The organism is Vibrio rhodolitus, assembly GCF_003350325.1.
GTDB classification, from domain to species: Bacteria; Pseudomonadota; Gammaproteobacteria; order Enterobacterales; family Vibrionaceae; genus Vibrio; species Vibrio rhodolitus.
This window is the reverse complement of the sequence record NZ_QLYZ01000004.1, coordinates 287,282-299,052: the sequence shown is the minus strand read 5'-3', so window position 1 is coordinate 299,052 and position 11,771 is coordinate 287,282. Positions and strand designations below refer to the sequence as shown.

The following is an 11,771-nucleotide window of genomic DNA, read 5'->3' as shown; positions in this document are numbered from 1 at the left end:
GCTACCAGAATGCGTTAGCAGAGAGAGTCAATGGGATACTAAAACAAGAGTTCCTACTCAATAGGTGTCAAGACATCAAAGAGCTCAACCAACTAGTAAAAGAGTCTATTAGTATCTATAACAATATGAGACCACATCTTAGCCTCGGGATGAAAACCCCAAATGAGGTTCATGAAAAAAGCCAGCTGCTAACGCAGTTGGCTTAGCATAAAACTGTCAACGTATTTTAGGACGAGACAGTTGTTGGCTATCGGCTTATGCGTTGCCTTTCACTTGCATGTTTAGCTGCTCAGCAAAATCAAGCATGCGATTTAGCGGGATAAGCGATTTCACACGTAGCTCATCATCAACAAAAATCTCGTGTTGCTCACCGCCTTCAGTCAGTGCCGCTTCAATCGCTTGTAAGCCGTTCATCGCCATCCACGGGCAATGTGCACAGCTACGACACGTCGCGCCTGCACCTGCGGTTGGTGCTTCGATCAGTTCTTTTTCTGGCACTAGCTGCTGCATCTTAAAGAAGATGCCTTTGTCGGTAGCCACAATCATTTGCTGCTGTGGCAGCTCTTTCGCCGCTTTGATCAATTGGCTGGTTGAGCCTACAGCATCCGCCAGCTCTACTACGCTTGCTGGTGACTCAGGGTGAACCAAAATCGCAGCATCTGGGTAAAGACCTTTCATTTTACGTAGTGCATCTGCTGAGAACTCGTCATGAACGATACACTCACCTTGCCATAGCAACATATCAGCGCCAGTTTTGTTAGCAATGTAAGAACCAAGATGGCGATCTGGTCCCCAAATGATTGGCTTATCTTCACTATCAAGGTGCTCAACAATCTCAAGAGCGATACTTGAAGTTACCACCCAATCTGCGCGCGCTTTTACTGCTGCTGAAGTATTCGCGTACACAACTACAGTGTGATCAGGGTGCGCATCACAGAACTCGGTAAACTTATCTGCCGGGCAACCAAGATCTAGTGAACATTCCGCTTCTAGCGTTGGCATTAGAATGCGCTTTTCTGGGGTTAGGATCTTTGCCGATTCGCCCATAAAGCGCACACCAGCGATAATCAGGGTGCTAGCCGGATGACGGTTACCAAACTTCGCCATTTCCAATGAATCACCGACAAAACCGCCTGTCTCTTCTGCCAAAGCTTGGATTTCAGGGTCGGTGTAATAGTGAGCGATAAGGACCGCGTCTTTCTCTTTCAACAGACGCTTGATCGCTTCAATATGCGTGCGCTTTTCTTCTTCGCTTAGTTGTTTTGGTTTTGGAGGAAAAGGGTAAACTGTATCGATTTTATCTAGAATGTGACTCATTGCCTTGCTCTACGCAACTTCCGTTAATCCGAGTATTGTAACTCCGATCGACCTCAAGAATCAAAAAGCTTTGCCTTATACAAAAGTCGCGATTCCCGTGCAAATCTCGTGGTTAATTGGATGGATTGAACGCTCGCTGAATCTGCTGGGCAAGTTAATAGGCGAAATATGATACGTCGATTGCGAGGTATCACTTGCGAGAGAAGGTATGCAAGAGAGAAAAAGAGGTGCTCTTGGCACCTCTTTCAATTGACTGGATTTTATTTCAGTTTTTCTTGCGCGATATTCGCAGAAGCACTGCCCGGGTATTCGGATACCACTTGCTGATAATACTTCTTCGCTTGCTCAGCGTTGTTGTTGCGCTCAGCAATATCGCCCAATTTAACTAACGCATCTGCGCGCTTGTTCGAGTCTTTATAAGTCAATACCGCAGCAAAGCTCTTCACTGCTTCTTTATCTTGCTTCTTAGCAAAATAAAGCTGACCTAACCAATAGTGGGAATTTGGCGTAAAGCTTGAATCAGGAAAATCTTTTTGGAACTGCACAAATGCGGCAATCGCACCGGTGTAATCACGCTTTTTCAGAATAAGGTCAACAGCGTTTTGGTACGCCGTTTGCTCATCTACATTACTGCTGAATGTGCCCTTCGGCTCATCCGGTTTAGTTGGTGTTTCAACCGGGATCACTGCCGCTGCTTTTTCCTGGCGAACTTTATCTAACTCGATAAACAGTTCGCGTTGACGCTGCAACATCTGCTGCATGTCATAGTTATTCTTTTCAATTTGACCACGAAGATCACTGATCTCGAGAGCCATAGAATCTAGCTGTTGCTGCATTTGCAACTGAACACGGTTACGGTTCTCTAGAAGACGCTCTAGACGTTGAATGTCCGTTTCGTTTGATGAGTAAGATCGAGAGCTACTGGTACTGCCGCCAATATCAGCTACTGGGGCTGGTGCAGCGAACGCAAGGTTCGCTGCACTTGCCAGTAACGTAAGCGAAATAACATGCTTTAGGTTACTGAACATGAGGTCGTCCTCAGATTAGTACACTAGAACTGCGCGGCGGTTCTTAGCGTATGCTTCGTCAGATTGACCAAGAACTAGAGGCTTCTCTTCACCGTAGCTAACGATAGCGATTTGGTCAGCCTGTACACCTAGTGCTTGTAGGTACATAGATACAGCTTGTGCACGACGCTCGCCAAGTGCGATGTTGTACTCAGGTGTACCGCGCTCATCAGCGTGACCTTCGATAGTCACTTTAAGCGCTGGGTTTGAGCTTAGGTAAGCTGCGTGTAGAGCTAGCACTTTTTCGTAGTCGCTAGAGATAGTTGCATTGTCAAACGCGAAGTAGATTGTTGACGCTTGCATTACTTGCTCTTTTAGCTCTTGCTCAGATAGCTGACCATTTTGATCGATTGGTGTAGTTACCGTAGTCGATGAGCCATTGTTAGTTTCTGAGCCAGACGCATTTGCAGCATCATCGCTTGAGCTACATGCTGTAACCGCTAGAACTGGAAGTGCAATTAGTAGCCCTTTAAGAACTTTGTTAAGTTGCATTGTTATGTTTTCCTTACTTATTGATACTTACTTGCTACAAAAACGGTGACCACGCTGGAGCACGGACGCGACCATTTGTTGCTGGTAATCGAGCTTTAAAACGCCCATCTATAGACACCATCGATAACACGTTGGCTTTATTAAACATTGAACTATAGATGACCATTCCACCGTTAGGTGCAATGCTTGGAGACTCATCCAATAGCGTTTTGGTCAAAATCTGCACCGCACCTGTTTCCAAATCTTGCTTGGCAAGATTGAAGCCGGAATTGCTGCGATTCACCATCACCAAAAAACGACCGTCTGGCGTAATTTGGCCACCGAGGTTTTGACTGCCCTGCCAAGTTATACGGCTTGTGGCACCGTCTGCCAAATTTACTCGATAAATCTGAGGTTTACCACCCCGATCGGAAGTGAAAATCAAGGATTTTCCATCAGGGTGCCAAAATGGTTCTGTATTATTTGATCTGCCACGCGTAATTTGTGTCAACTTTCGCGTTGCGATATCCAGAGTGTACACCTGCAAGCTGCCTGTTTTTGATAAAACCAAAGCAAGCTGTTTACCATCCGGAGAGAATCTTGGCGCACCATTATGACGTGGGTATGACGTCACTTTCTCACTTTGACCAGTGTAGATATTCATGATGTAGATTTCAGCTTGACCATTTTGGAAGCTAACATAAGCCAATTGCTGACCATCAGGTGACCACGCTGGTGACATCAGTGGCTGCTTTGAGCGCAATACCAAACGCTCGTTATAACCATCGTAGTCCGCTACACGTAGCTGATATGGGTAGGAATCTTTGTCATTTACCACTACATAAGCAATGCGTGTTAAAAACGCGCCGCGCTCACCAGTTAGCTGCTCATAAACCAGATCAGAGATGCGGTGAGCGTATTCACGTAAGCGATTTTTCGGCACAGTCGCGCGCTTGTTAAACAGCACGTGATCTTTCGATAGCACCAATTCACCGTCTGAGCCTAGCGCGCGGCTTTGCCCTTTGGTCAATTGACCACGTACCACATCCACCAATTGGTAATTGATAATGTAATCGCCCTTGGCATCTTGGGTAATAGTACCTGTCAGCAGCGAGTCAACGCCAAGCCCTGTCCACGCATCGAAGTTAACCTCCGCTTCGCTGTATGGGGTTTGCGGCATTTTGCTGGTCGCTACAGGGCTAAACTTACCACTACGCTGTAAGTCAGAAGCAATCACCGCAGAAACATCTTGCGGCAATGGCGCTGCGCCTTCCCATTTGAATGGAACGATCGCGATCGGACGCGCCGAATCGATACCGTCAGTGATGACCAGTTCCAGCGCCGCGTTGGCTACTTGAACGGTACTAGAGATAATGAACGCTAGTCCTACAATAAGTCGCTTTAACACAAGCTAATCCTTTAATTACAGTTCAACGGTTAAATTGATGTTTTTCAGTTGGTTTACCACATCTGTCTCTTTCGGCAGTGGGAAACTCGATACTTGAGCAACAGCTCGCTTGGTCGCCGAGCAAACTCGGCTGTCGCCTTCCAGTATGCTGAAGTTACCGACAATTGCTCCCGAGCCTGTCGGGATCAAACGCAAGTTAACTCGACAGGACTTTCCCCGAAAGTAGTCCTCCACAAGTAAGTTCTGCTTAATCAGTTGGGTGTAAATTGCTGCATAACGTGCAATTTCACTCTCAACAAATTGACCACGCGCGGCACTGTTTTGTTCCGACTCAGATTCAAGACCAGCGAAGATATCATCCAGTGCTGCTTCTTGCTCTTTACGCTCGCGCTCTAGTCGCTGTAAACGCTCTTTCTCTTTACGCGCTTTTTCAGCAGCTTCTTTCGCTGCCTTTTCTTTGGCAATGCGCTCTTTCTCGGCTCGCTCTGCTGCTTCACGCTCTTTGCGCGCCTTTTCTTCGGCCGCTTTTGCTGCTTGCTCACGCTCAATACGCTGCTGCTCCGCTTTTGCGGCTGCCGCTTCTTTCTCTATGCGCTCTTTTTCCGCCTTAGCAATCGCAGCCTCTTTGACTTTACGCTCTTGCTCTAGCTTAGCCGCACGCTCTTTTTCCTTACGCACGCGCTCTTCTTCAATTTTGCGCTCTTGCTCTTTTTTCACGCGCTGCTTTTCAGCCTCACGTGCCGCTTTCGCTTCGCGAGCTTGCTGCTCTTTAAGCTTACGAATGCGTTCTTCTTCCGCTTTGCGATTCTTCTCTAGCTGCTCACTTTCGCGGCGCAGCTTATCAAGACGATCTTGTTCTTTACGTGCGGCTTCTTCACGCTGTTGACGTATTTGCTGAGCTTGTTGACGAACCAAAGCCGGATCAATAGCTACCGCCTCGACAACACGCCCTACTGGCTCAGGTTTAGACATGGTAAAGTCTGTCCCCCACAGCAGTGCGGCAATCAAAGCAGCATGCAGGGCAAACGAGATTACTATCGGTTTGCCCATTTTGTTTTTATTTGACTTACTGTCTTTCATGAAGCGAATGCACTTATTCCTTGATGTCCGTTAGCAGACCGACTTTCTCGATACCTGCTCGGCTCAATTCATCCAAAATCAATACAATCTCAGCATAAGGCGTAGCTGCATCACCACCCACCGCCACTGGCGATTTCGGTTTTAAGCTCAGCTCTGCTTTGATGCGCACAATCAGATCTTGCAAAGAAATGCCACGCATAACTTCTTCATCGTTTACGCTCAGACCCAAATTACCATCACGGTCGACTTCGACGATGATAAAACTGATATTAGGGTCTTGCGCCATCTCTTGCATCGATTCTGCCGCTTCGGTTTTCGGCAGTTCTACTTCAACACCTTGCGTGACAAATGGCGAGGTCACCATAAAGATGATCAACAGAACCAACATCACATCGATGTAAGGTACCACGTTGATCTCTGCAGTCATTTTACGCTTTTTAGGTTGATAACCCGCCATGCGTTACTCCCTGCCAGCCATAGCTTGGCGGTGAAGAATACTGTGGAACTCTTCCGAGAAGGTCGCATAGTTGTGTTCAAGTTTTGATACTTTGTTGCTTAGGCGGTTATACGCCATTACAGCAGGAATTGCCGCGAACAGACCCATTGCTGTCGCAACCAGTGCTTCTGCGATACCCGGAGCAACCATCGCCAATGTGGCTTGTTTTACTTCACCCAACGCGATAAAGGCATGCATGATGCCCCACACGGTACCAAACAGACCAATGTATGGGCTGATTGAACCTACGGTCGCCAAAAATGGCAGGTTGGTTTCTAGTTCGTCTACTTCACGCGCAACTGCCACGCGCATCGCGCGACCTGTGCCTTCCATGATGTAATCGGGTGAATTTGCGTTCGATTTACGCAGACGCGCGAACTCGGTAAAACCTGAATAGAAGATTTCTTCTGCACCTGATAGCTCATCTTTGCGTTTTGCTACCGATTGGTAGATCACTGAAAGATCGGTGCCTGACCAAAACTTGTCTTCGAATGATTCAGACTCTTTGGCCGCTTGAGACAGCACCTTACTACGCTTAATAATCATTGCCCAAGAGACAATCGACATACCCAGTAGGATCAACATAACCAGTTTTACCAACAAGCTGGCTTGCAAAAACAGGTCAAGAATTGAAATATCAGCGGTCACTTCGAGAAAACTCCATAAATATTGCTTGAGGAATAGCAGTAGGCCTCATCCTCTGATTGTCGATACATGCTACCTTAACCATTGCTCGGCACAATGTTTTGCCGGCAGGATTTACGATCTCCTGACAGAAGGTTAATGACGCTTTCTTTAGCTCGGCGATACCGGTTTTCACCGTTAAGTGATCGTCAAGCCGTGCACCTTGTAAAAAATCGATGTCCATGTGTCGGACTACAAAACCGATGTTTTGTTCCAAAAGAGCTTGTTGCGAAATGTTAGCACTGCGAAGCAGCTCCGTTCGCGCTCTTTCAAAGTATTTCAAATAGTTCGAGTGATAGACCACTCCGCCTGCGTCTGTATCTTCATAATAAACAGTCACTGGCCACTCAAATGCTACCTGTGCATTATCCACGTTGATGCCCGATAGTTTTTCCATTGGTCGATTACTATAACGCATTCCCACAAGAGATGCGCAAGCACTGTTGACCGAATTCAGAGATTAGACGAAAAAAAAGCGCCAGCTTCTAAAAACTGGCGCTTTTTCAATGTTTTCTTGATGAATATTTAAGCGAATAGAATTACAAAACGTAAGCGATTGTTAAGTAACTCAAGATGCCTAAGCTTATGTATGGGCTGAATAATACCTGCCAATACCAATTTCTTGGTTTAAATGACAAGCCAAACACCATACTTGAACATACCGCCCAAATTAGCAGTGGCGAAATCACAGCATTGAAGCCGCCGATTGCCTCTGAATAAGCGTGTGGGTTCCACATCAGCATTGCAACGTGAAAGAACCCCATCACCAAAGATAAAACCCTGAACAGGGTTTTATCTAATGGAGCGTGTAGTTTGCTCATCAAGTCAGCGAGATTACTCACTGTCTTTATCCATCATTTCAGAGTGCTCTAACCAAAGAGCGTTGATGATACCGAATGCACAAGCAAGTAGTACACCTAGAATCCATGCGAAATACCACATAGTAATAGCTCCTTAGTAAAGTGAGTTTTTGTTTTCTTCAATGAACTTGTTATCCAAGCGACCGAACATCTTGTAGTAAGTCCAAGATGTGTAGCCAAGAATAACTGGCACAAACACAGCTGCAACTGCAGTCATTAGGTTCAGTGTTAGTTCAGATGAAGTTGCATCCCACATAGTCAAGCTGTGTGAAGGTACTAGGCTTGAAGGCATTACGAATGGGAACATTGCAAAGCCAGCCGTTAGGATCACACCTGCGTTACCTAGACTTGAGAATAGGAACGCAAAACCGCCTTTTTCGAAACGTGACGCGATAACCGCTAGTAGTGGCATCGCCACACCTAGTGCAGGTGCTGCCCACATTAGTGGATAAGTTTCGAAGTTGTTCATCCACGCACCCGCTTCACGAATTACTTCTTTGTTCAGTGGGTTTGATGCTGCGTTAGTGTCGATCACACTAGTGATCACGTAGCCGTCGATGTTTTGAATCCAGAAGCCCGCTGCAACGAAAGCGGCAACAGTCAGTAGACCCATTAGTTGAGCAACTGCACGTGCACGAACGTGTACTTCATCAGTGGTCTTCATTTGTAGCCAAGTTGCACCTTGCATCACGATCATAAACACACTTACTAGACCACATAGGATCGCAAATGGGTTTAGTAGACCGAAGAATGAACCGTGGTACGTTGGCATCATAAAGTCGCTAAGTTGGAACGGTACGCCTTGCAGTAGGTTACCAAACGCTACACCGAAGATTAGCGGTGGAACGAAACCACTGATTGCGATACAGATGTCCCAAGTTTGACGCCATTTTTTGTCTTCGATCTTTGAACGGTAGTCAAGACCAAGTGGACGTAGCCAAAGTGCCGCAAGCGTTAGGATCATCGCTAGGTAAAAACCTGAGAATGACGTTGCGTAAACTAGTGGCCAAGCAGCGAATAGCGCACCACCTGCGGTGATTAGCCATACTTGGTTGCCGTCCCAGTGTGGAGCGATAGTGTTAATCATTACACGACGCTCAGTGTCGTTTTTACCGATGATTGGCACAAGCGCGCCAACGCCCATGTCAAAGCCATCAGTGATAGCGAAACCTACCATCAGAACGCCGATAAGCACCCACCAGATAAGTCGCAAGATTTCGTAATCAAACATAATGTATCTCCTTAACCTTACGCTTCTACTTGGCGGCTAACTTTGTCTTCAACAGAGTCAGCGTTTTGCTCGAAGTGGTAGCGACCTGTTTTCAGGCTGCTTGGACCTTTGCGAGCGAATTTCAGCATTAGGTACACTTCTGCGATTAGGAACACAGTGTACAGCGCTAGGATTGCAAATAGAGACGTCCAAATCTCACCTGCTGTTAGCGCAGAAGCTGCTACGTGAACAGGAAGGATTTCACCTACTGCCCATGGTTGACGACCGTATTCAGCCACGAACCAACCTGCTTCAACTGCAATCCACGGAAGTGGAATACTAAATAGTGCTGCTTTCAGAATCCAAGGTTTCTGCTCGATCTTCTGACGACAAGTTTGTACGAATGCCGCACCAAATACGAATAGCATGATAAAGCCACACGCAACCATGATACGGAATGACCAGAATAGCGGCCATACAGTTGGGATTGAATCATCCGCAGCTGCTTGGATTTGGTCTTCAGTCGCGTCAACAACTTTGTCTGTGTAGCGTTTTAGAAGTAGACCGTAACCTAGGTCACCTTTCACTTCATCAAATGCTGCCATGTTTGCTTCTGACTTATCGCCAGCGCGTAGCTTCTCAAGTAGCTCGTATGCATACATACCGTTACGGATACGATCAACGTGATCGTCACGTAGGTCACGTAGACCAGTTACTTGCTCGTCTAGAGAACGCGTTGCGATGATACCCATTACGTAAGGGATCTTAAGCGCGAAGTCAGTTTCCATCGTTTCTTGGTTTGGTAGACCAAACACAGTAAACGCTGCTGGTGCTGGCTCGGTGTGCCATTCAGCTTCAACTGCTGCTAGCTTCACTTTTTGCACTTCACCTAGCTCGTAACCTGATTCGTCACCAAGAACGATTGTTGAAAGGATTGCAGCCATACCGAAAGATGCAGCAATAGCAAATGAACGACGAGCGAATGCTACGTCACGACCTTTTAGCAGGTACCATGAGCTGATGCCTAGAATGAACATCGCACCTGTAGTGTAACCAGAAGCAACCGTATGCACGAACTTAACTTGCGCTACTGGGTTTAGTACAACTTCAGCGAAGCTCACCATTTCCATACGCATGGTTTCAAAGTTAAATTCTGCGCCTACTGGGTTTTGCATCCAGCCGTTCGCAACAAGAATCCAAAGTGCCGAGAAGTTAGAACCTAGAGCAACTAACCAAGTTACTGCGAGGTGCTGACGTTTCGACAGTCGATCCCAACCAAAGAAGAATAAGCCTACGAAAGTGGATTCTAAGAAAAAGGCTACTAGCGCTTCGATGGCAAGAGGTGCACCAAAAATGTCACCTACATAGTGAGAGTAGTATGACCAGTTAGTACCAAACTGGAACTCCATGGTAAGGCCGGTAGCCACACCCAGAGCGAAGTTAATACCAAACAGCTTACCCCAGAACTTGGTCATGTCCTTATAGATTTGCTTGTTGGTCATTACGTACATAGATTCCATGATGGCAAGTAGGAATGCCATACCTAGAGTCAATGGTACGAATAGGAAGTGATACATCGCAGTTAATGCGAACTGCAACCGCGATAGATCAACTATGTCAATCATGAGAACTCCTATTGTGTCGGCTGAAAGACACGCTTTACGTTCATTGCTTTAGCATCTCAGGCGTTGAACTTCCATGAGAAATGTTTCTAAAAACACCATATTGTTATAAATATGTACTGCAATCGTTAGTTAATTGTTAAGCATCAGCTAATATAGCTATTGCTAATATTACTGCGAAAACGGGGATGTTTCAAAAGGTTTATAAACGCGAATCGTCTTGATCTACGTCAATCAAAAACCGTGAAAAACGGACAAAAAACGCACAGATTGATCTAAATCAATCTAAATTAAAGTTTGATGTTAGAAAAAGATGAAATTGAGATGTCGGAAGGGGTGATTTGATCACAATCTTTTTACAAGCGGGGCTTTTTGCTTACCTAAAAAGTATTAGATGGGTTTGGAAAAATGTGACTCGACACACATCGAGCTCGTGTCAAGCACGAATGAACAATAAAAAAGCCCAAACATTCACAATCTATTTTATTTGATTACAAACACTTGAGCTTTCATTACCGGAAATGAAAACAAAGTTTACTTTTCAATGCCGAAGTGCAAATAGGCTCTGTCGGTCGCAATACGTCCGCGTGGCGTACGTTGCAGGTAACCTTGTTGAATTAAATATGGCTCTAGCACATCCTCGATGGTGTCTTTCTCTTCACCGATTGCTGCAGCCATATTATCTAAGCCCACCGGGCCGCCACCAAACTTCTCCATGATCGCTAGCAAGAGCTTGCGGTCCATATAGTCAAAGCCTTCCGCATCAACATCCAGCATGTTAAGTGCTTTGTCAGCCACATCAGCGCTGATATGACCGTCGGCTTTCACTTCGGCATAGTCACGCACGCGGCGTAGCAGTCGGTTGGCAATTCGCGGTGTACCACGCGCACGACGCGCCACTTCTAACGCCCCTTCCGACTCCATTGACAGTCCTAAACAATCGGCGCTGCGCTGCACGATGTGTTGCAAGTCTTTAACCTTGTAGTACTCCAGACGCTGAGTGATACCAAAACGGTCTCGCAGTGGTGAAGTTAATGAACCAGCGCGCGTGGTCGCGCCAATCAAGGTAAACGGGGGTAAATCGATTTTAATAGAACGTGCCGCTGGACCTTCACCAATCATAATATCAAGCTGGTAGTCTTCCATTGCCGGATAAAGCACCTCCTCAACCATTGGGCTTAAGCGGTGGATCTCGTCAATAAATAGCACATCATTTTCTTCTAAGTTGGTTAGAAGCGCAGCCAAATCCCCTGCTTTCTCGAGCACAGGACCAGAAGTGGTGCGGATATTAACGCCCATTTCATTAGCAACAATGTTCGCTAAGGTTGTTTTACCTAGACCCGGAGGACCAAAAATAAGCAAGTGATCAAGCGCTTCACTACGCAGATTGGCGGCTTTAATGAAGATCTCCATCTGATCGCGCACGTGATCTTGACCTTGATAGTCGGCCAGCTTTTTCGGACGAATTGCACGATCAATTACATCTTCATCGCGAAAGCTTGGATTGTCTGGAGCGATTAAGCGGTCAGCTTCAATCATCTTGTTCCCTTAAACTC

At 46.3% G+C, this 11,771-nt stretch carries 14 protein-coding genes; 1 reads left to right on the top strand and 13 read right to left on the bottom strand.

Annotation, left to right across the window (positions count from 1 at the left end; all coding sequences use genetic code 11):
- The coding region (locus DPF93_RS06620; RefSeq protein WP_164675328.1) for an integrase core domain-containing protein at positions 1-206 on the top strand (206 nt) is incomplete at its 5' end.
- Positions 207-255: 49 nt separating this feature from the next.
- Here the strand turns inward: DPF93_RS06620 and nadA are convergent.
- From nadA to ruvB, 13 genes are all read right to left on the bottom strand, one after another.
- Positions 256-1,317, bottom strand: coding sequence for a quinolinate synthase NadA (nadA, locus tag DPF93_RS06615; protein WP_114765413.1), 1,062 nt, complete (start codon positions 1,315-1,317; stop codon positions 256-258).
- 260 nt (positions 1,318-1,577) lie between these two features.
- Positions 1,578-2,345, bottom strand: a complete 768-nt coding sequence (ybgF, locus tag DPF93_RS06610; protein WP_114765412.1) for a tol-pal system protein YbgF — start codon at positions 2,343-2,345, stop codon at positions 1,578-1,580.
- A 15-nt stretch (positions 2,346-2,360) separates the two neighbouring features.
- On the bottom strand, positions 2,361-2,876 hold the full coding sequence (gene pal / locus DPF93_RS06605) for a peptidoglycan-associated lipoprotein Pal (RefSeq protein WP_114765411.1): 516 nt from the start codon (positions 2,874-2,876) through the stop codon (positions 2,361-2,363).
- Between the two features lie 34 nt (positions 2,877-2,910).
- A complete protein-coding gene (gene tolB / locus DPF93_RS06600; RefSeq protein ID WP_114765410.1) occupies positions 2,911-4,263 on the bottom strand; it encodes a Tol-Pal system beta propeller repeat protein TolB in 1,353 nt (450 codons plus the stop codon).
- Between the two features lie 15 nt (positions 4,264-4,278).
- Positions 4,279-5,343: a cell envelope integrity protein TolA gene (gene tolA, locus DPF93_RS06595; RefSeq protein ID WP_114765409.1), complete on the bottom strand. Its 1,065-nt coding sequence runs from the start codon at positions 5,341-5,343 to the stop codon at positions 4,279-4,281.
- A 13-nt stretch (positions 5,344-5,356) separates the two neighbouring features.
- The gene (gene tolR, locus DPF93_RS06590; protein WP_114765408.1) at positions 5,357-5,800 is read right to left on the bottom strand and encodes a protein TolR; all 444 of its coding nucleotides are present in this window, start codon (positions 5,798-5,800) and stop codon (positions 5,357-5,359) included.
- A 3-nt stretch (positions 5,801-5,803) separates the two neighbouring features.
- On the bottom strand, positions 5,804-6,487 hold the full coding sequence (tolQ, locus tag DPF93_RS06585) for a protein TolQ (RefSeq protein ID WP_114765407.1): 684 nt from the start codon (positions 6,485-6,487) through the stop codon (positions 5,804-5,806).
- Complete coding sequence (ybgC, locus tag DPF93_RS06580) at positions 6,477-6,920, bottom strand: tol-pal system-associated acyl-CoA thioesterase (RefSeq protein WP_114765406.1); 444 nt, start codon at positions 6,918-6,920, stop codon at positions 6,477-6,479. Before ybgC ends, tolQ begins: the two co-directional genes overlap by 11 nt.
- Before the next feature lie 142 nt (positions 6,921-7,062).
- Positions 7,063-7,365, bottom strand: a complete 303-nt coding sequence (ybgE, locus tag DPF93_RS06575) for a cyd operon protein YbgE (RefSeq protein ID WP_114765405.1) — start codon at positions 7,363-7,365, stop codon at positions 7,063-7,065.
- Positions 7,358-7,465, bottom strand: a complete 108-nt coding sequence (gene cydX, locus DPF93_RS06570; RefSeq protein WP_000270284.1) for a cytochrome bd-I oxidase subunit CydX — start codon at positions 7,463-7,465, stop codon at positions 7,358-7,360. The genes ybgE and cydX overlap by 8 nt, the downstream gene beginning before the upstream one ends.
- Positions 7,466-7,477: 12 nt before the next feature.
- Positions 7,478-8,614 (bottom strand): cytochrome d ubiquinol oxidase subunit II, encoded by a 1,137-nt coding sequence (gene cydB, locus DPF93_RS06565; protein WP_075647997.1) that lies wholly within the window; start codon positions 8,612-8,614, stop codon positions 7,478-7,480.
- Between the two features lie 17 nt (positions 8,615-8,631).
- Positions 8,632-10,218: a cytochrome ubiquinol oxidase subunit I gene (gene cydA / locus DPF93_RS06560; protein WP_114765404.1), complete on the bottom strand. Its 1,587-nt coding sequence runs from the start codon at positions 10,216-10,218 to the stop codon at positions 8,632-8,634.
- A gap of 531 nt (positions 10,219-10,749) precedes the next feature.
- Positions 10,750-11,754: a Holliday junction branch migration DNA helicase RuvB gene (gene ruvB, locus DPF93_RS06555; RefSeq protein WP_114765403.1), complete on the bottom strand. Its 1,005-nt coding sequence runs from the start codon at positions 11,752-11,754 to the stop codon at positions 10,750-10,752.
- Positions 11,755-11,771 lie beyond the last annotated feature (17 nt).

What these genes read in the sequence shown, in the direction of transcription:
- cydX (WP_000270284.1), bottom strand. Translation starts at nt 7,465, where the DNA reads ATGTGGTATTTCGCATGGATTCTAGGTGTACTACTTGCTTGTGCATTC.
- ybgC (WP_114765406.1), bottom strand. Translation starts at nt 6,920, where the DNA reads ATGGAAAAACTATCGGGCATCAACGTGGATAATGCACAGGTAGCATTT.
- ruvB (WP_114765403.1), bottom strand. Translation starts at nt 11,754, where the DNA reads ATGATTGAAGCTGACCGCTTAATCGCTCCAGACAATCCAAGCTTTCGC.
- tolR (WP_114765408.1), bottom strand. Translation starts at nt 5,800, where the DNA reads ATGGCGGGTTATCAACCTAAAAAGCGTAAAATGACTGCAGAGATCAAC.
- nadA (WP_114765413.1), bottom strand. Translation starts at nt 1,317, where the DNA reads ATGAGTCACATTCTAGATAAAATCGATACAGTTTACCCTTTTCCTCCA.
- pal (WP_114765411.1), bottom strand. Translation starts at nt 2,876, where the DNA reads ATGCAACTTAACAAAGTTCTTAAAGGGCTACTAATTGCACTTCCAGTT.
- tolA (WP_114765409.1), bottom strand. Translation starts at nt 5,343, where the DNA reads ATGAAAGACAGTAAGTCAAATAAAAACAAAATGGGCAAACCGATAGTA.
- cydB (WP_075647997.1), bottom strand. Translation starts at nt 8,614, where the DNA reads ATGTTTGATTACGAAATCTTGCGACTTATCTGGTGGGTGCTTATCGGC.
- cydA (WP_114765404.1), bottom strand. Translation starts at nt 10,218, where the DNA reads ATGATTGACATAGTTGATCTATCGCGGTTGCAGTTCGCATTAACTGCG.
- ybgF (WP_114765412.1), bottom strand. Translation starts at nt 2,345, where the DNA reads ATGTTCAGTAACCTAAAGCATGTTATTTCGCTTACGTTACTGGCAAGT.